Below are 18,526 nucleotides of genomic sequence, written 5' to 3'. Positions count from 1 at the left end.
GTTCTCTCGGTTAGGCGGATGCTGCGGCTGGTGTCAGGATTCCGGCGAGGGCGTCGCGGATGAGGCCCTCGCCGAGCGGTTCGTCGTGGATCTGGGCGTGCCAGAGTACGCCGTCGATGAAGACGGCAGCTGCCCTGGCTCGGTCCGGACCGTGAACGGGTGCGATGAATCCGACCACCTCGTCGGACCAGTGTCGTGCGAGTTCGCGCACGCGGGGATCGTGGACGGCCGCGGTGACCACCGCGCGGTCGGCCTGCACGGCGCGCGCGTCTTCGAGCCCCTGGTGGATCAGGTGCGCGAGACCGGCGGGGGTGACGCCGTCGGCGACGACGGCCTCGCGCGTGATCTCGATGCGCTCCTCGACCTCGGCGACGAGCGCGCCGAGGGCCGCATCGCGCAGGTCGTCGAGCGTGGCGAAGTACTGGGTCGTGGCGCCGAGGGGCACTCCGGCCCGCGCGGCGACCTTGCGGTGCGTGACCGCGTCGACCCCGATCTCGACGATGAGCTCGGCGGCGGCGGTCACGATCTCGCGACGGCGCGCCTCAGGGTCGCGTCTGCGGCGCGTTCCCTCGGTCATCCGAACCCCCTGTACGTGCGTACATGTACGTTTGTACAGTTTCGGATTGTGAGGACCCTGGGAGATCCGGTTCGAGAGCACCCGGTCGTTGAGGGAGGGAGCGCAGCGACCGAGACGAAGCGCCCGCACCCGCACGACACTCCGTTTCGTCTCGCTGCGCTCGCTCGACGACCGGAGAAGGGCAGCACTCCCGGTCGTTGAGCGAGCGAGCGCAGCGACCGAGACGAAACGCCCGGGAGTGCTACGCCACCTGGCCTCGTTCGAAGTAGGCGACGAGGTCGGGATCGAGCGCGGGGACCTCGATGGCCGAGCCGTCACCGCGGAGGGACTGCGTGGCGAGGATGCCGGCGGCCACGGCCTCACGGGCCGCGACCGGTGACGTCTCGGTGAGCCCGCCGTCGCGCACGAACCGCAGGAACTCGGCCACGAGCAGCGCGTCGGCGCCGTCGTGTCCGGCATCCGGCACCTCGGGGACGATGAACGTCTCGTCGGCGTCCGCGGCGCCGCGGTGGCGTCGGTTCCACAGCCTGACCTCGCTGCCCGCGGTGTCGCCGAAGTTCTCGATGCGCCCCTCGGTGCCGATCACCGTGTAGTTGCGCCAGTAGTCGGGCGTGAAGTGGCACTGCTGGTACGAGGCCATGATGCCGCCGGTGAGCCGCATGTTGACCATCGAGATGTCCTCGACGTCGACCACGGGGTGCAGCCCGGTGAGCGAGGCGGGGGGCCAGTTGTCGAGGCTGAACCAGTCCGGCATCCGCTCCCCCGTGCGCTCCCGGCGGTCGGCGATGTCGCCGTACACGCTGAGCTCGCCCATCGCCGCGACCCGCTCGGTGTAGGCGCCGGCGAGCCAGTGGATGATGTCGATGTCGTGCGCGCCCTTCTGCAGGAGAAGGCCCGTGGTGCGCCGACGGTCGGCGTGCCAGTCCTTGAAGTAGTAGTCGCCGCCGTGCCCGACGAAGTGGCGCACCCATACGGCCTTGACGTCGCCGATCCGCCCGTCCTGGATGAGGCCGCGCATGAGCGTGATCACGGGCATGTGCCGCATGTTGTGGCCGATGTAGAGGCGGCTGCCGGTGCGGCGGGCGGTCTGCAGCATGGCGTCGGCGTCGGCGAGGTCGATCGCGAGCGGCTTCTCGCAGAACACCGCGACGCCGGCTTCGAGCGCGCGGATGCTGAGCGCCGCATGCGTGTCGTCGGGGGTCAGCACCATCACGGCGTCCACGCCCGAGGCGAGGAGCTCGTCGAGGGAGTCGGTCACGAGAGCGTCGGGGACGAGGCGGCGGGCGTCGTCGCGGGCGCGCTCCGACGGGTCGCAGATCGCGGTGATGCGCGACCCCTCGTCGGGCCGCTGCACCTCCTCGCGGAGTGTGGCGCGCGCGCCGAAGCCGATGATGCCGATCTTGAGATCCACAGTGGTCCTTCTGAGAGTGATGCGGGCTGAGGCGCGACGCCGTCAGCGGGTTGCCGGGGCGTCGAGGTCGGTCGACCCGCCGGGGAAGAGCGACCATTCGAACTCGTGGAGCCGGCCGGGCCGGTCGTCCACGCCGAGAGCACGGTCGATGATGATGCGGGCCTGCCGCTCGTAGAAGTCGGTCGGGCCGACGGTGGTGAGCGTGGGGGCGATCAGACGCGCGTCCGGGGTGTTGCCGACGCCGATCACCGCGACGTCGTGGGGCACGCGCAGGCCCAGCATGTGGGCCGCGTTGATCGCCGCGATCGCCGCGAAGTCGGTGGTGGCGTAGATCGCGTCCGGCCGGTTCTCGCCGGAGAGGAGCCGCACGGCCGCCGCGAAGGCACTGGCCTGCGTCTCGGCGTAGGTCTCGACCCAGCGCGGGTCGACTTCGATGCCCGCCGCAGCCATCTTCTCGACGTACGGCGTGTACCGCGTGACCTGCGTCGACGCGAGGCGCACGGCGCCCTCCGCCGCGAGGCACCCGATCGCCGTGCGCCGCTCGAGGAGGTGGTCCATGGCGATCTCGCATCCGGGTATCGCGTCGGAGCGCACGACGTCGAACCCCTGCGGCTCGAGGTGCTCCGAGAAGACGACCAGCCGCTGACCGCGGCTCACCAGATCGCGCAGCTTCTGCGTCGCGGCCTCGTCGAGGCCGACGCCGTCCAGGTAGGCGACGTCGCTCTCGACGCGGTCGAGAGCCGCATGCCAGTCGCCGTCCGCGAGGATCAGCGTCGTGAGGCCGTGCCTGTTCGCCTCGACGTTCACGGCATCCGCCACCGCCAGCGACCACGGGTCGCTCAGCATGTGCAGAGACAGCTGCACCATGCCGCTGCGACCGGTGCGAATGGCCCGCGCGGCGCTGTTGGGACGGTAGTTGAGCTCTTCGGCGGCGGCGAGCACCCTGGCGGCGGTCGCCTCGGCGGCGCCTGCCCCCGAGGCGCCCGCACGTCCGGACAGCACGTACGAGACCGTGGCCGTGGAGACCCCAGCGCGCTCCGCCACCATCCGCAGCGTGGGGCGGCGGGAGTCGTTCTTCGTGCGCGGCATGTGTCAGCCCTTCGATCCGCTGAACGCGATGCCCTGGATGAACTGCCGCTGCAGGATCATGAAGGTCACGAGCATGGGCAGGGTCGCCAGCAGCGAGCCGGCCATCAGCACCGGGTAGTCGGTGCCGTGGATGCCGACGAGCTGCGAGAGCCCCACCGACAGCGGCATCTTGGCCGGGTCGGTCGTCACGATCAACGGCCAGAGCAGATCGTTCCAGGACCACAGCACAGTGAACACCACGAGAGCGATGATGCCAGGCTTCGCGAGCGGAACCATGATCCGCCAGAAGGTCTGCCACGGATTCGCCCCGTCGATGCGCGCCGCCTCTTCGAGTTCGGCGGGCATCGACATGAAGAACTGGCGCATCAGGAAGGTGCCGAAGGCGCTGAAGATGCCGGGCACGATCAGCGCCTGCAGGGTGTTGAGCCAGCCGAGCGACTGGACGATCTCGTACTGCGGCAGCAGGTAGAGCTGCGAGGGGACCATCAGCACCGACAGGAACACGACGAACAGCGCGTTGCGACCGGGGAAGGGGATGCGGGCGAACGCGTACCCCGCCATGGTGCACAGCACGACCTGTCCGACCGTGCGGCCGACCGTGAGGAGCACCGAGTTCAGGAACATCTGCGCGAACGGCATCGAGTCGAAGACCTCGGCGAAGTTCGTGAAGACCCACTCCCTCGGCAGGAACGACGGCGGAACCTGCACCGAGTCGGACAGCGTCTTGAACGAGGTCAGCAGCTGCCAGATGAACGGGAACACCATCAGCACGGCGCCGACGAGCAGCACGATGTGCACGGCCCAGAGGCCGGGGTTCTTCGGCTTCCCGACGCGGCCGCTCGCACGGCCGGCCGGTGCGCCGATGACGGCGCGGGTGTCGAGCGAGACGTCACTCATAGTGCACCCACCTCTTCTGCAGACGGAACTGGACGACCGTGAGCAGCAGGATGATCACGAGGAGCAGGAAGGCGATGGCCGCGGCGTACCCGCGGTCGTTGTCGAGGAAGCCCGCTTCGTAGAACAGGTAGACCACGGTGCGGGTGTTCGGCATCGCCGGGTTGCTGCGGCCGAGCATCATGTAGATGAGGTCGAACACCTGCAGCGCGCCGATCACGCTGATCACGCTGACGAAGAAGATCGACGGCGACAGCAGCGGGATCGTGATGGAGAAGAACTTGCGCACGGGGCCGGCCCCGTCGAGGTCGGCGGCCTCCATGATCGTGTCGGGGATGCCCTGGAGACCGGCGAGGAAGATGACGATGTTCGTGCCGAGGCCCGCCCAGATGCCGACGACGGCGATCGCGACGAGAGCGGTGTTCGGGTCGGTGAGCCAGCTGCGGCCGTCGATGCCGATCGCTCCGAGCGCCGCGTTAAGCACTCCGTAGTCGCCGTTGTAGATCATGCGCCACACCAGCGCGATCGCGGCGGGCATCGTGACGACGGGGATGAAGTACAGCGTCCGGTAGGCGCTGCGCCCCTTGAGCCCGGTGGTGTTCAGCAGGGCCGCGATCGCGACGGCCAGGGGGATGCCGATGAGGGCGATGACCGTGTAGATCGCGGTGTTGCGGAGGGCCCCGATGAGCTCGGGGTCCTGGAAGAGACGGGCGTAGTTCTCGATGCCCACCCACTCCGAGCCCCCGAAGGGTCCCGACTTCGTGAACGAGATGATGAGGGTGCGCACGGTCGGCCACAGGTAGAAGACCGCGATGCCGAGGGCGGTCGGTCCGATGAAGACCAGCGCCCACCAGGGGGAGGCCCCGGGGTTGCGCCGTCGGCGGCGGATGCCGGGGCTGGGGACCGCCGGCATCCGCTCTTCCGACGTGCGCGCGTGGGGCGCGACGACGCTCATGCGCGGCTACTTCTGCTCTGCGTCCAGCGCGGCCTGCATCTTCGCGGCGAGGTCCTTGAGGCCGGCCGCGGGCGTCACGGCGCCCGACCAGACCTGCGACAGGATCTCGCTCTCGATGCTCGTCCACGCCGACGTGTTCTTCGAGACCGGGTAGGGCACCGCGGTGTCGAGGGCGTCGATGTAGACCTGCAGGTCGTACTGCGGCAGGGCGTCGACCCAGGCCTGCTGGGTGCCGTTGAATGCGGGGATCACGGTGCCGGTCTCGGCCTGGATCTTGGCGGCCTTCTCACCGGAGGCGAAGGCGGCGAACTCCTGGGCCTCTGCGAGGTGCGCGCTCTTCGCGTTGGCGACGTTGCCGACGCCGTGGATCACGCTCTGGTTGCCCTCGGGGCCCGCGGGGAGCGGTGCGACGTTCACCTTCGCGCCGATGTCCTTGTTGTCGGCGTAGGCGATCGCCGCCCAGGAGCCGTTCTGGAACATCGCGACCTTGCCGGAGAGGAAGAAGTCCTCGGGGTTCGTGTCGGTCATCTGCTGCGCCGTGGGAGACGACCCGGCCTCGATGAGGTTGGTCCAGAGCTCGATGCCCTTGAGCGCCTCGGCCGAGCCGTAGCCGCTCTTCGTGCCGTCGGCCGAGATGACCTCCCCGCCCGCCTGGGCGATCGAGTTGTAGTAGTTCTCCTGGCCGTACTGGCTGGCGGCGACGCCGTACTGGCCCTTGGACGGGTCGGTGAGCTTCGCGGCGGCGGCCGTGAAGTCGTCCCAGGTCCAGCCCGCGCTCGGGTACGCGACCCCGGCGGCGTCGAAGAGCTCCTTGTTGTACCAGAGGGCGACGGTGTCGAAGTCCTTCGGGGCGCCGTAGAGCTTGCCGTCGTAGGTGTAGAGGTCGATGAGGCCCTGCGGGTAGTCGGAGGCGTCGATGCCCGAGTCGTCGAGGGGGGCGAGCTGCCCGTTGGATGCGTACAGCTGGAAGTTCGGGCCGTTCATCCAGAACACGTCGGCCGCGGATCCGCCGGTCGCCGCGGTCTGGAGCTTGGTGAAGTACTCCTTGTACGGCGTGACCTGGATGTCGATCGTGACGTTCGGGTGCTCCTTGGTGAACGCCGTGGCGATCTCCTCCATCGCGGGCTTCTGGTTCTCGTCCCAGATGCCGTAGCTGAGGGTGATGTCGCCGCCCGAGGATCCGGAGTCGCCCCCGGTCGAGGGCGAGCACGCGCTGAGCGCGAGGACGGCGACCGCGGATGCGGCGAGGGCGCCGACGGTGCGGCGGGGAAGGCGAGCCATGGTGTCTCCTTTGACGGTGCGTGGGTGCGCGGGGGTTCGGGTTTCTGGACCCGGGCGAAGAGGTCTGTTAATCGATTAGCAGTTAAACGATTAGCAAGAATGTACCCGGTCACGCGTCACGAGCGCAACCATCAGTTGCAGGGGCCCCGCCCGCGGCATCTCCTCCTGCCGCCGACGCCTCACCCGGCAGGCGGGGCATCGAGCAGGAAGAGGAGGGACGGCGGCGCTAGAGGGCGGCGCCGAGGGCGAGGCCGAGAGCGGCGGCCAGGAGGCCGAGCAGCAGCATGCCGATCGCGTTCAGAGCGGATGCCGGGCGCTCGCCGTCGCGCCACAGCGCGACCGTGTCGAGCATCGCCGTGCTGAACGTCGTGTAGCCGCCGAGCAGACCCGCCCCGAGCAGGAACGCCTGGTCGGGAAGAGCCGAGGTCACGAGCCCGAGGGCGAAGGAGCCGCTGAGGTTCACGACGAGGATGCCCCACGGGAACCGGCGTCCGGCGAACCGGGCGACGCCGAGGTCGACGAGGTAGCGCAGCACCGCTCCGACCCCTCCGGCGAGCGCCGCGGCGGCGAACATCAGCGGGTTCATGCGGCGACTCCTGCCCGGGGTCGGCCCAGCCTGAGCCCGAGGGCGACCGCCGCGACGCCGAGCACGAGGGATCCGGCCGCGTACGCGACGGCGGCGAGCGGAGCATCCGTCCAGAGCTGGACCGTGCCCGTCATGAACGCACTGTAGGTCGTGAAGCCGCCGAGCACGCCGGTGCCGAGGAGCAGCCGCAGATCGGTGGCGCGCGGCAGCCGCGCGGTGAGGATGCCGATCAGGAACGCCCCGACGACGTTCGCGAGGAGCACCGGGAGGACGCCGGCATCCGTCAGCAGGAGTCCGAGCGCGAGCCGTGCCGCCGTGCCCACGGTGCCGCCGAGGGCGACGAAGAACACACGGCGGAGGTTCACCCGTGCAACTGTAGTCGCGCGGACCAGGGCGCGTTTCGTCTCGTCGCTGCGCTCCTCGCTCAACGACCGGAGGATGAACACCCCACCGGTCGTCGAGCGAGCGCAGCGAGACGAAACGCACCCGGGCGCGGGCCCGAGTCGTACGCACCATGAAATGTTTCGTCTCGTCGCTGCGCTCCTCGCTCAACGACCGGCGGAGCAGCGCGGACTACAGGTTCGCCTCCGCGTAGACGCGCAGCGCGTCGCGGACGAACTCCGCGCCCTGGGTGCCACCGGCCGAGGTGGCGTAGTTGGCGCCGAAGCGCGGGTCGGCGACGTACATCTCACCGAGCCCGATCACGTACGCCTTCACGTCACCGCCGGGAACAGCCGCGGGGGTGCCGGGGATGCCGGTCAGCCACTCGACGTGGCGGCGCGCGACGTCTTGAGCCTCGGCGGATGCCGGGTCGATGCCGCTCTCCGCGGCGGCGATCCAGTCGCGTCCGAGATCGGACACGCGACGCTGCCAGTCGGAGCGCTCGGCGTCCGTCATCCCCCGCCACCAGCGGTCGCTGTCGGCGTAGGCCTTCTTGCCCCAGCGCTCCTCGACCTCGTCCTTGTACTGCGTGTGGTCGAAGCCGTCGAACATGTTCTCTGCCATCAGTTCTTCACCTCCTCTCAGTGCGTCGATGGTCGATTCGACCGACGCGATCTGCCGCGCCAGCCTTGCCTGCTCCTCGCGCAGCAGCGCGAGGTGGGTCTCGAGCGCGGACGCCTCCGCCCGCTCCTGGGCGAGCACCTGCGCGATCTGCGGCAGGCCGAGGCCGAGCTCGCGCAGCAGCAGGATGCGCTGCAGCCGCACGAGCGCCTGCTCGTCGTAGTGCCGGTACCCGTTGGACGCGATGCGCGACGGCGGCAGCAGCCCGATGTCGTCGTAGTGACGCAGCGTCCTGCTGGTGGTGCCGGCGAGACTCGCGATCTCCTGGATGGACCAGTCACGAGCGGTCATTTCGCCCTCCTTCCGTGTCGATGCCTCCACGATAGAAGTTGACGCAACGTCAATGTCAACCGCACGTCAGAACCGGGATGCCGGGATGTCACGCAGACAACCGAAAAACGTAACGTCTTCGACATGTCCTCGACCCGACGGGGTCGCTACGGTCGAGGAGTGACCACCACGCACCCGCTCGACCTCGCCCCCGCGCACACTCCGGACGCCTTCGCCCACGAGTTCCTGCTGAACCTGAACTTCGACCGGGGCGTGACCCTCGCCGAGTCGAGCGCGAACGACCGCTATCTCGCCCTCGCCCACACCGTGCGCGACTATCTGATGGCCCGATGGCTCGACGATCTCACCCGTCAGAAGCAGACCCAGGCCAAGGGCGTCTGCTACCTCTCGGCCGAGTACCTGCTCGGCCGTCAGCTCGACAACAACCTCCTCGCCGGCGGGCTCACCGACATCGCCGCGCAGGCCCTCGAGGGACTCGGCCTCAGCCTCGACGAGCTGCGCGGCCACGAGGTCGAGCCCGGTCTCGGCAACGGCGGGCTCGGCCGCCTCGCGGCCTGCTTCATCGACTCGCTGGCGACGCTCGGCGTACCCAACATCGGCTACGGCATCCGCTATGAGTACGGCATCTTCCGGCAGACATTCGTCGAAGGTCAGCAGGTGGAGCAGCCCGATGCCTGGCTCGCACTGGGCTCGCCGTGGGAGTTCGCCCGCCCCGAGGACGCGCAGACCGTCTCGTTCGGCGGACGCACCGAGAAGTACGACGACGACGGCGTGACCCGCTCCCGCTGGATCCCCGCATGGAACGTGCAGGCCGTGCCGTACAACTACATGGTCCCCGGCTTCGAGAACGGCCGCGTGAACACCCTCCGCCTGTGGAGCGCCGTCGCGACGAACGCCTTCGACCTGCGCATCTTCAACTCCGGAGACTACGAGGAGGCTGTGCGCGCGCAGACCTACGCCGCGAACATCTCGAAGGTGCTCTACCCCGAGGACTCCACCCCGCAGGGCAAGGAGCTGCGCCTGCAGCAGCAGTACTTCTTCGTGGCGGCATCCATCCACGACTTCCTCGACAACATGCTCGCCGAGGGGTACGACCTGAACCGGCTGCCCGAGCGCGTGATCTTCCAGCTCAACGACACCCACCCGGTGATCGCGGTGCCCGAGTTCATGCGCGTGCTGATCGACGAGAAGAAGCTGGAGTGGGATGCCGCGTGGGCGATCACGCGGCAGTGCTTCGCGTACACGTGCCACACGCTGCTGCCGGAGGCGCTCGAGGTCTGGCCGGTCGAGCTGCTCGGCAGGCTCCTTCCGCGGCACCTGGAGATCATCTACCGCATCAACGAGGAGTTCCTGGATGCCGTGCGCGAGCGCTACGGCGACGACGAGCTCCGCATCCGCAACATGTCGATCATCGCCGAGCACCCGGTCAGGTCGGTGCGGATGGCGTACCTCGCCACGGTCGCCGGAGCACGCGTGAACGGCGTCGCCGAACTGCACTCGCAGCTGCTGCGCGACAAGGTCCTCTCCGACTTCAGCGACTTCTACCCCGAGAAGTTCACGAACGTCACCAACGGCGTCACGCCGCGGCGGTTCCTCCGGCTCGCGAACCCCTCGCTCTCCTCGCTCATCACCGAGACGATCGGCGAAGGCTGGGTGACCGATCTGGAGCGCCTGCGGGAGCTGGAGCCCTTCGCCGACGACGCGTCGTTCCTCGCACGGTTCGCCGAGGTCAAGGCGGCGAACAAGAGGCGCCTGGGCGAGGTGCTGCGTGAGCGCGACGGCGTCGACGTGAGCGACGGGCACATGCTCGACGTGATGGTGAAGCGCCTGCACGAGTACAAGCGGCAGATGCTCAAGGTGCTGCACATCGTGTCGCAGTACGAAGGGGTGGTCTCGGGGCGGCTCTCGGCATCCGACCTGCAGCCGCGCACCGTGATCTTCGGGGCGAAGGCGGCGCCGGGGTACGCGATGGCGAAGCGCATCATCCATCTGATCAACGCCGTGGGCTCCGTCGTGAACGCCGACCCGCGCCTCGACGGCCGCCTGAAGGTGATCTTCCCGCCGAACTACAACGTCACCCTCGCCGAGCGGGTGATCCCCGCAGCCGACCTGTCGGAGCAGATCTCCCTCGCCGGCAAGGAGGCCTCCGGCACCGGCAACATGAAGTTCGCGCTCAACGGCGCGCTCACGATCGGCACCGACGACGGTGCGAACGTCGAGATCCGAGAGCTGGTGGGCGATGACGACTTCTTCCTGTTCGGCATGAGCGAGCCCGAGGTGTCGGCGCTGTCCGACCGCGGCTACCGGCCGAGCGAGTTCTATCAGGCCGACGAGGGGCTGCGCAGGGCGATCGACCTGATCGCCTCCGGAGCGTTCTCGCGCGGAGACCGCTCGGTGTTCGAGCCCGTCGTCTCCAACCTCCTCTACGAGGACCGCTTCATGGTGCTGGCCGACTACGCCTCCTACATGACGGCGCAGGAGCGGGTGGATGCCGCGTACCGCGACGCCGACGGATGGAACCGCTCCGCCGTGCTCAACGTCGCCCGCACCGGGTTCTTCTCGTCTGACCGCTCGATCCGCGACTACATCGACCGCATCTGGCATACGCCTCCCGTGATCTGACCGCCGTCTTCTCGGTCGTTGAGCGAGGCAGCGCAGCGACCGAGACGAAACGTCCCACTTGACAGACTCGCGTTATATCGTGTTACTCTTCTTAGACGCGATATAACGCGATTCCGAACAAGGAGAAGCACATGACCGAGAAGTGGCTCATCGCCCCTGGCGAGGAACGCGTCATCGACATCGAGAACATCAGCCGACTGAAGATCGGGCTCGTCGGCGGGCAGGTCGACGTGATCGCCCACGACGAACCCGGCATCCGCATCGAGGTGCACGGCGTCACCATCAAGGACCTGCGCATCGAGTCCTCCGACGGCGAGGTCGAGATCGACCACCCGCAGCTCGGCTGGGACAACTTCCTCGAGGTGTTCCGCAACTTCGGCTCCGGCGGCCCCAAGGCCGAGGTCAGCGTGGCGGTCCCCCGTGCGATCGCCCTCAACCTCGGCGTCGTCAGCGCGGGCGCGCTCGTCTCCGGCATCCGCAACGACGCCCGCCTCAACACCGTGTCCGGCGACATCATCGTCGACACCCTGATCGGCGACCTCACCGTGAACTCGGTCTCCGGAGACGTGCAGGTGCGCGGCCTGACCGGCTCGATCAACGCCAACAGCGTCTCGGGCGACGTCGCCGCCACGGGCACGATCCGCAAGGCGACCGTCGACAGCGTCTCCGGCGCGACCCTGATCGACGCCGCGGGAGACGTGAACTCGATCAACGTGAACACCGTGTCGGGCGGCACCACCGTGCGCCTCGACGAGTCGCTCGCCGCGAACTACGTGGTCCGCTCGATGAGCGGTCGGATCCTGATCGACGGCGTCGAGCGCGGATCCTCCGGCCCCAGCAACTACACCGGCTCCACGGGCGAGCTCGCCGGCCGCTTCGTCGACCTCCGCGCCAACTCGGTGTCGGGCGGCGTCACCGTGCTGCGTCGCGCGACCGCGTCGATCGCGAACGACGAGGAGTGGGACTCGTGAGCCCCGCGGTCTTCTCCCACGGCGACCTGCGCCTGTACCTGCTGTCGCTCCTCGCGGAGTCCCCGCAGCACGGCTACGGGGTCATCCAGGCGCTGACGGATCGCACCGGGGGCACGTACACCCCGAGCGCCGGCACCATCTACCCGCGACTCGCGAAGCTCGAGGAGGAGGGCCTGGTCACCAAGACCGTCGACGGCCGCACCACGATCTACGCGATCACGGATGCCGGACGCGCCGAGCTCGCATCGCGCGAGGGCGACCTCGCCGGCATCGAGGCGGGTCTCACCGACTCCGTGCGGCTGATCGCGAACGAGGTGCGGCAGAGCGTGAAGGAGGCGATGAAGAGCCTCAGGGCCGACCTCGCCAGCGCCGAGCACGACGACCGCCAGGCGTCCAAGTCGCGCCCCCGCACGCCTGTCGACGACGAGCGCATCCTCAGCCGCGAGGAGATGCACAGGGCGGATGCCGTCATCAACGCGTTCCGCGCACGGGTGCGCACCGACCTCCGCACGCACATCGCGAAGGGCGGGACCCTTCCGGCGTCCGTCGTCTCCGATCTCGAAGACGGCCTGGATGCCGCCGCGAAGGGCGTGACCGCCGCCCTCGCCGGCCTGGGGCGCTGAGCGTCAGCCCCACACCGGTCGTCGAGCGAGCGCAACGGCACGAGACGCGGATTCAGTCGTACGACTGGATCCGCGTTTCGTCTCGGTCGCTCAACGGCCGAAGCCGAGGCGGGCTACTCGACCCAGATCTCCTTCTGGTCGTCGGGCACCGGCTCCTCCAGCGGGACGACGAGCACCGAGCGGTGCTGCCGGTGCGCGAGCCGCGCGGCGACGGAACCGGTGAAGAACTCCCTGATCGACTCGCCGATCCCGCGCTTGCGGGTTCCGACGACGATGAGCTGGGCATCGAGCTTGTTCGCGAGCTGCTTGATCGCGAGCGCCGGGTCGCCGACGAGCTGCCGTGCGGTCCAGGTCAGTCCCGTGCCGTCGAGTGCGGCGGAGGCGGTCGCCTGCACGGCCTCGAACTCGGCGGCTCCCGCTTCGAAGTTGATGTCGATCGGCGCCGAATGCACATAGCCGTCCGGGTCCTCGTACGTGACGAAACGGGTCACGTCGACGTGCACGACCACGAGCGGAGCGCCGAGCAGACGCGCGTACTTGACGGCCTCATCGAGGACGTGCTGTGACTGTCCGGGCTGCAGCCCGACGATCACCGCCTTCTGCAGGGCCGCGTTCTGCACGGCTTCCTCTCGTGGAGCAGAGGTGTTGTCGGTCATGAGGATCGCTCCCTTCACCAGGCTGGCCTCGGCCAGAGGGTCTTACCCGCGTGCTATTCTGAATGCTACTCTTACCGGCTTCAGGCCGGTGTCCTGAAACGCGTCGGGCCCCGTGTAGCCCGCAGCTAACTCGTGAGGGGGTCTCGCGCATGGGCCGTGGCCGTCAAAAGGCGAAGCACACCAAAATCGCCCGCGAACTCAAGTCGTTCAGTCCGTCAGTGAATTACTCGGCACTGGAACGCGAGCTCGGGCACCCGAGCGACGACTCGGAACCCGAGTACGTCGACAAGTGGGCAGATGAGTATGCCGACGAAGACGAGGACGAGCTAGAGAAGGCCTGACCGCCTCAGCTCGTCGTCTCCCCCGTGCGTTGCGCGGGGGTTTCGTCGTGCCCGGATGCCGTGATCTGCGGCATCCCCTCGCCTTCCGGCGCCGTTCGAACCCCCTCGTCGCCCGGCCCGTTCGCACTGCCCCGCCGCCCGGCCCGTTCGCGCTGCCCATCGCCCGGCCCGTTCACGCCGCTCTGCCGCCCGGCCCGTTCGCGCTGCTCATCGCTGCACACGCTGTCGACACTTCTGCCGCGCCTACAGACTTCCGCAGCGCAACTCGCAAACCGACCGCGCGTGCGGACTCCCGCAGCGCAACCCGCGAAACCGGCCGCGCGTGCAGACCTCCGCAGCGCGACCGACGAGACCTGCCGAAGGCACGGCATCCGGCGCTATGTCAGCGCTCCCTTCCGTGTCGGGGAGACCGCATGTTTCGATTGCATTTCACAGCTTGTGAACGCAAACATTTTCTGATTTGATGTGCAATGTGATCGACGCCGCCCGCGGCGCCTGGCCCCCGCCCTGGGGCGATCCGCATGAACCTGACCTCAAAGAGGAGAACAGCATGGCACTCACCCCCCGCTTCACTCGCACCGCGGCGATCGTCGCGGTCGGTGCGGTCTCGGCCTTCGGCCTCGCGGCGTGCTCGTCCGGTGACACCGGCGGCGACGCATCCGGCGAGCCGATCACGATCGAGTACGTGCACCGCCTTCCCGACGGCGACGGCATGACCAAGGTCTCCGACATCGTGAAGCGCTGGAACGACGACCACCCCGACATCCAGGTCAAGGCCACGAAGTTCGACGGCAAGTCCAGCGACATGATCCTCAAGCTCGAGACCGACATCAAGGCCGGCAACGGCCCGTGCCTCGCGCAGACCGGCTACTCCGAGGTCCCCCAGCTGTACGTCAAGGGCCTGCTGCAGGACGTCGCATCCGAAGCCAAGAAGTACGAGGACAAGTTCTCCGCCGGCGCGTTCAGCGGCATGAAGGTCGGCGACGCGATCGTCGGACTCCCGCAGGACACCGGACCCCTCGTGTACTTCTACAACGAGACCGCGTTCGCGGCCCTCGGCCTGGAGGCCCCGAAGACCCTGGACGACCTGACCGCCGACTCGGCCACCGCCGCCGCCGCAGGCAAGTACGTCACCGCGTTCACCCCCGACGAGGCGCTGAACTGGCTCGCCGGCCAGTCCGCCGCCGCAGGCGACACCTGGTTCTCCACCTCGGGCGACAAGTGGAAGGTGGATGCCGAGGGCGAAGGCTCGCAGCGCGTCGCCGCGTTCTGGCAGGGCCTGCTCGACAACAAGCAGACCCTCGCGACCGAGCGCTGGGGCGAGGGCTTCACCGCCGCCCTCAACGACGGCAGCCTGATCGGCCACGTCGGCGCGGCCTGGGAGGCCGGCTTCCTGCTCGACTCGCTCGACGGCACCCCGGCCGAGGGGCAGTGGCGCGTCGCGCAGCTCCCCGACTTCGGCGCAGGCGCGCTGAGCGGCCCCGACGGCGGCTCCGGCGTCTCGGTCATGAAGGGCTGCAAGAACCCCAAGGAGGCCATGGAGTTCAACGCCTGGCTCAACACCCAGGTCGACGACCTGGCCTCGCAGGGGCTCGTCGTCGCCGCCAAGGGCAGCGTGAAGACCCCCGAGAAGATGCTGCGCCAGTTCGGCGGACAGGACGTCCTCGCCGAGCTCGCGACCGCGACCGAGAACCTCAACCCGGACTTCCCCTACGCTCCGGGCTTCTCGACCCTGTCGACGATGAACGAGACCGCGGCCGCGGCCGTCGCCGGCACCGCGAAGGTGGCCGACATCTTCACCACCGCCCAGGAGACGGCCGTCGCCTCGCTGAAGGACCTCGGCCTCCCGGTCGCGGAATGACCCTCGGACAAGGCATCATCTGATGATCGACGGCGGAGTGCACACCACCACGGTGCACTCCGCCGTCGTCATGAAGCGAGAGGCGAAAGCATGGTCACCGTGACCGACAGCAGGGTCATCCCGAAGACCCCGACCCCGGCATCCGCACCCGCACGACGGCGGCGCTCCGGCATCCGACGCGAAGGACTCACCGGCTGGCTGTTCATGCTGCCGTTCGCGATCCTGTTCGTCGTCGTGTTCCTGGTCCCGATCATCGTGTCGGTGCGCTCGGCCTTCTTCGCCCAGGTCCCCGCGGGCGACGGACTCTACGGCGGCGGCGAGCTCGTCGACACCTTCGTGGGACTCGACAACCTGGTCATGGCCGCGACGAACAGTGCGTTCTGGGCCGGCATGGGCAGGGTCGTGCTGTTCGCGGTGATCCAGATCCCCGTCATGATCATCGGCGCCCTCGCTCTCGCGCTGCTGCTGGACTCCTTCATCGTGCGGCGCCCCGCACTGTTCCGTCTCTCCTTCTTCCTCCCCTACGCGGTGCCTGGCATCATCGCCGCGATGATGTGGCTGTACCTCTACACGCCCCAGGTCTCGCCGTTCCTGCCCTACCTCCCCGAGGGCACCGACCTGATGTCGCCCCAGACGATCCTGTTCTCGATGGCGAACATGACGACCTGGACCTACATGGGCTACAACATGCTGATCTTCCTGTCGGCGCTGCAGGCCGTGCCGCGCGACCTGTACGAGGCGGCCCGTCTCGACGGCGCATCCGGGTTCCAGGTCGCGATGCGCATCAAGGTCCCCCTCGTCCGCGGCGCCGCGCTGCTCGCCGTGCTGCTGTCGATCATCGGCACGATCCAGCTGTTCAACGAGCCCGTCATCATGGAGGCCGCGAACTCGTGGATGGGCAAGGACTTCACGCCGATGATGCTCACCTACAACTCGATGATGGGCGAGATCTCGCCGTCGGGCAGCGGTCCGGCATCCGCCTACTCCCTGCTCATGGCCCTGATCGCGGGCGTGCTCGCGGTCGTCTACGCACTGCTGCAGCGCCGGAAGGGTGACGCCTGATGACCACCACACGACTCCTCACGGTCGCCCCGGCATCCGCTCGCCGAGCGCGCAAGCCGCAGGCTGCGGATGCTCCACCCCCGTCGATCGCGCCCGGCCCCCTCGCGCGGACCTTCGGCATCATCGCGCTGGTCATCGCGACGCTGTACTTCCTGGTGCCGGTGTACTGGCTCATCGTCGCCTCGACCAAGAACAACACCGACCTCACGTCGACCTTCGGCTTCTGGTTCGCCGACTGGAACCTCGGCACGAACTACGACAGCCTCATGGGCTGGACCCAGGGGCTGTTCTGGCGCTGGGTGGGCAACTCGCTGTTCTACTCGGTGAGCGCCGGCGTCATCGGCACCCTGTTCGCGGTGATGGCGGGCTACGCGATCGCGAAGTTCGCGTTCCCCGGCAAGAGGATCGCGGTCGGCGTCATCATGGCGGGGCTGCTGCTGCCTGTCGCCCTGCTGACCGTGCCGCTGTACATCGAGTTCCACTCGCTGGGGCTCACGAACACGGCCTGGGCGATCATCATCCCCTCGGCGGTCTCGCCGTTCGGCGTGTTCCTCGGCATGGTCTACGCGCAGTCGTCGGTGCCGACCGAGCTGCTCGAGGCCGCGCGCATCGACGGCGCAGGAGAGGCGCGCATCTTCTTCACGATCGTCCTGCGCCTGCTCGGGCCCGCGATGGTGACGATCTTCCTGTTCATCTTCGTGGCCACGTGGAACAACTTCCTGCTGCCGCTCATGATGATCTCCAGCGCCGACCTGAAGCCCGTCACCCTCGGCCTCTACGGCATGATGAGCTACTTCTCCCCCGACAAGGGCGCGGTCATGCTCGGCGCCCTGCTCGGCGTCATCCCGCTGATCATCCTGTTCTTCACCCTGCAGCGGTACTGGCGCTCCGGTCTCGCGGCCGGCGCCGTGAAGGGCTGAGCCCCCTCCCCACGTGCGTGGCGGGGAGACCCTCCCCTCATCCCCGCCACGCCGGTTCGGGAGGAGAACGCGCGTTCGGGAGGAGCCTCCGCGCGGGATCCTCCTCCCGAACGCGAGAACTCCTCCCGAGCAGGAGTTCTCCTTCCGAGCAGGAGTTCTCCTCCCGAGGGTGACCTCTCATTCCGAGCAGGAGCTCCCCTCCCGACAGGGCGGATGCCGCGGCATCCGGCCTCCTGTTAGAGTCGGGCTGTGGGAACAATATGCTCTGCGCCCGTGACGGGGCGCTTCTTCACCTTCCGCGACCGCCGCGCCTGACGGCGCGCTCGCATCCGCTCGATTGAGCGCGCCGTCCCTCCGAGACGTCACCACGCACCTCGGACGGGCGCTTCCGCATACCCGCGACCCGGCCTCTCCGCGGTGCTCCAGAACCTTCCCTTGGAGCGCTCCCATGCCTCGTTCCCTTCACGGCGGCCGCCATGAACTCGGCCAGAACTTCCTCGTCCACCGACCGTCCATCGACACCGTCATCGCCCTCGTCGACGCGACCACCGGGCCCATCCTCGAGCTCGGTGCTGGTGACGGCGCCCTCACGCGTCACCTCGCGTCGACCCGCCGGCTGCTCACGGCGATCGACCTCGACGAGCACCGGGTGCGGCGCCTCGCCCGTGCCCTCCCGCACGTGCGCGTCATGCACGCCGATGCGCTGCGGCATCCGCTCGACGCGCCCGTCGTCGTCGGCAACGTGCCATTCCACCTCACGACGCCGATCCTGCGGCGCCTGCTCTCGGAGCGCCGGTGGGATCACGCCGTGCTCGTCACCCAGTGGGAGGTCGCCCGCAAGCGCGCCGGCGTAGGAGGCGGGACGATGATGACGGCGCAGAGCGCGCCGTGGTTCGAGTTCTCTCTGCGGGGGCGGGTGCCCAGCTGGGGATTCGCGCCGCGCCCCGGCGTCGACGGCGGCATCCTCACGATCACCCGTCGCGGCTCGCCCCTCGTGCCGCACGCCGAGAGACGTGCGTACGAGAGGTTCGTCCGTGACGTGTTCACCGGGCGCGGCGCCGGCGTCGAGAGCATCGTCAGGCGGATCGCGCCGGTGAGTGCCGCGACCGTTCGGCACGCCCTCGCCGCGGCGGGGGCGCCGCCGCGCGCACTGCCCCGCGACCTGGCCGCGGCCCACTGGGCCTCGCTGTGGGCGGCGGTGCGCGGCGCACGATGACCGCCTCTCCGGCGCGGCGCGGCGCGGCACGGTGCGGTGCGGTGCGGTGCGGCACGGTGGATCAAAAGTGCATCCGCCGGGCCATCCCCAGCGGCATTTCTGATCCAT

The 18,526-nt window shown here is 68.8% G+C and carries 18 protein-coding genes; 8 read left to right on the top strand and 10 right to left on the bottom strand.

Translation table 11 applies throughout. The features are described 5' to 3' along the window. Positions 1 to 10: 10 nt before the first annotated feature. The 9 genes from ACFY5A_RS07370 to ACFY5A_RS07330 all read right to left on the bottom strand — a co-directional run bounded on the left by ACFY5A_RS07370 (position 11) and on the right by ACFY5A_RS07330 (position 8,146). Positions 11 to 577 carry a TetR/AcrR family transcriptional regulator gene (locus tag ACFY5A_RS07370; protein WP_386948641.1) on the bottom strand — a complete coding sequence of 189 codons (567 nt, stop codon included), beginning with the start codon at positions 575 to 577 and terminating at the stop codon, positions 11 to 13. A 241-nt stretch (positions 578 to 818) separates the two neighbouring features. Further along, positions 819 to 1,988, bottom strand: coding sequence for a Gfo/Idh/MocA family protein (locus tag ACFY5A_RS07365; protein ID WP_387232757.1), 1,170 nt, complete (start codon positions 1,986 to 1,988; stop codon positions 819 to 821). Positions 1,989 to 2,030: 42 nt separating this feature from the next. Next, a complete protein-coding gene (locus tag ACFY5A_RS07360; protein ID WP_341940492.1) occupies positions 2,031 to 3,077 on the bottom strand; it encodes a LacI family DNA-binding transcriptional regulator in 1,047 nt (348 codons plus the stop codon). A gap of 3 nt (positions 3,078 to 3,080) precedes the next feature. Further along, complete coding sequence (locus ACFY5A_RS07355; RefSeq protein ID WP_219844632.1) at positions 3,081 to 3,974, bottom strand: carbohydrate ABC transporter permease; 894 nt, start codon at positions 3,972 to 3,974, stop codon at positions 3,081 to 3,083. Continuing rightward, positions 3,967 to 4,926 carry a sugar ABC transporter permease gene (locus ACFY5A_RS07350; RefSeq protein ID WP_341940493.1) on the bottom strand — a complete coding sequence of 320 codons (960 nt, stop codon included), beginning with the start codon at positions 4,924 to 4,926 and terminating at the stop codon, positions 3,967 to 3,969. Before ACFY5A_RS07350 ends, ACFY5A_RS07355 begins: the two co-directional genes overlap by 8 nt. A 6-nt stretch (positions 4,927 to 4,932) precedes the next feature. After that, positions 4,933 to 6,207, bottom strand: a complete 1,275-nt coding sequence (locus ACFY5A_RS07345; protein WP_341940494.1) for a sugar ABC transporter substrate-binding protein — start codon at positions 6,205 to 6,207, stop codon at positions 4,933 to 4,935. 226 nt (positions 6,208 to 6,433) lie between these two features. After that, a complete protein-coding gene (locus ACFY5A_RS07340; RefSeq protein ID WP_341940495.1) occupies positions 6,434 to 6,793 on the bottom strand; it encodes a CrcB family protein in 360 nt (119 codons plus the stop codon). Beyond that, positions 6,790 to 7,158 (bottom strand): CrcB family protein, encoded by a 369-nt coding sequence (locus ACFY5A_RS07335; RefSeq protein ID WP_387232753.1) that lies wholly within the window; start codon positions 7,156 to 7,158, stop codon positions 6,790 to 6,792. Before ACFY5A_RS07335 ends, ACFY5A_RS07340 begins: the two co-directional genes overlap by 4 nt. Positions 7,159 to 7,366: 208 nt before the next feature. Next, positions 7,367 to 8,146 carry a MerR family transcriptional regulator gene (locus ACFY5A_RS07330; RefSeq protein WP_105676714.1) on the bottom strand — a complete coding sequence of 260 codons (780 nt, stop codon included), beginning with the start codon at positions 8,144 to 8,146 and terminating at the stop codon, positions 7,367 to 7,369. A 123-nt stretch (positions 8,147 to 8,269) separates the two neighbouring features. On the opposite strand from ACFY5A_RS07330, the gene ACFY5A_RS07325 reads away from it, so the two are divergent. The 3 genes from ACFY5A_RS07325 (at position 8,270) to ACFY5A_RS07315 (ending at position 12,362) form a co-directional block, all read left to right on the top strand. After that, positions 8,270 to 10,768, top strand: coding sequence for a glycogen/starch/alpha-glucan phosphorylase (locus tag ACFY5A_RS07325; protein WP_387232749.1), 2,499 nt, complete (start codon positions 8,270 to 8,272; stop codon positions 10,766 to 10,768). Positions 10,769 to 10,899: 131 nt separating this feature from the next. Continuing rightward, positions 10,900 to 11,739, top strand: coding sequence for a DUF4097 family beta strand repeat-containing protein (locus ACFY5A_RS07320; RefSeq protein WP_105676711.1), 840 nt, complete (start codon positions 10,900 to 10,902; stop codon positions 11,737 to 11,739). Continuing rightward, entirely contained in the window at positions 11,736 to 12,362 is a 627-nt protein-coding gene (locus tag ACFY5A_RS07315) for a PadR family transcriptional regulator (protein WP_341940499.1), read from the top strand. The genes ACFY5A_RS07320 and ACFY5A_RS07315 overlap by 4 nt, the downstream gene beginning before the upstream one ends. Before the next feature lie 113 nt (positions 12,363 to 12,475). Here the strand turns inward: ACFY5A_RS07315 and ACFY5A_RS07310 are convergent, their stop codons facing one another. Further along, complete coding sequence (locus ACFY5A_RS07310; protein ID WP_341940500.1) at positions 12,476 to 13,018, bottom strand: universal stress protein; 543 nt, start codon at positions 13,016 to 13,018, stop codon at positions 12,476 to 12,478. Positions 13,019 to 13,167: 149 nt separating this feature from the next. Between ACFY5A_RS07310 and ACFY5A_RS07305 the strand changes: the two genes are divergently transcribed. The 5 genes from ACFY5A_RS07305 to erm all read left to right on the top strand — a co-directional run bounded on the left by ACFY5A_RS07305 (position 13,168) and on the right by erm (position 18,418). Further along, on the top strand, positions 13,168 to 13,359 hold the full coding sequence (locus ACFY5A_RS07305) for a DUF3073 domain-containing protein (RefSeq protein ID WP_045256918.1): 192 nt from the start codon (positions 13,168 to 13,170) through the stop codon (positions 13,357 to 13,359). Between the two features lie 550 nt (positions 13,360 to 13,909). After that, a complete protein-coding gene (locus ACFY5A_RS07300) occupies positions 13,910 to 15,220 on the top strand; it encodes an ABC transporter substrate-binding protein (protein WP_387232746.1) in 1,311 nt (436 codons plus the stop codon). A 90-nt stretch (positions 15,221 to 15,310) separates the two neighbouring features. Then, the gene (locus ACFY5A_RS07295; protein ID WP_341940502.1) at positions 15,311 to 16,282 is read left to right on the top strand and encodes a sugar ABC transporter permease; all 972 of its coding nucleotides are present in this window, start codon (positions 15,311 to 15,313) and stop codon (positions 16,280 to 16,282) included. Continuing rightward, positions 16,282 to 17,202 carry a carbohydrate ABC transporter permease gene (locus ACFY5A_RS07290; RefSeq protein ID WP_344013289.1) on the top strand — a complete coding sequence of 307 codons (921 nt, stop codon included), beginning with the start codon at positions 16,282 to 16,284 and terminating at the stop codon, positions 17,200 to 17,202. Before ACFY5A_RS07295 ends, ACFY5A_RS07290 begins: the two co-directional genes overlap by 1 nt. 448 nt (positions 17,203 to 17,650) lie before the next feature. Continuing rightward, positions 17,651 to 18,418 (top strand): 23S ribosomal RNA methyltransferase Erm, encoded by a 768-nt coding sequence (gene erm / locus ACFY5A_RS07285; protein ID WP_387232743.1) that lies wholly within the window; start codon positions 17,651 to 17,653, stop codon positions 18,416 to 18,418. Positions 18,419 to 18,526: the final 108 nt, after the last annotated feature.

It is taken from the genome of Microbacterium sp. NPDC012755 (genome assembly GCF_042901325.1).
GTDB lineage: Bacteria > Actinomycetota > Actinomycetes > Actinomycetales > Microbacteriaceae > Microbacterium > Microbacterium natoriense.
This window is presented reverse-complemented; position numbering and strand designations above follow the sequence as displayed.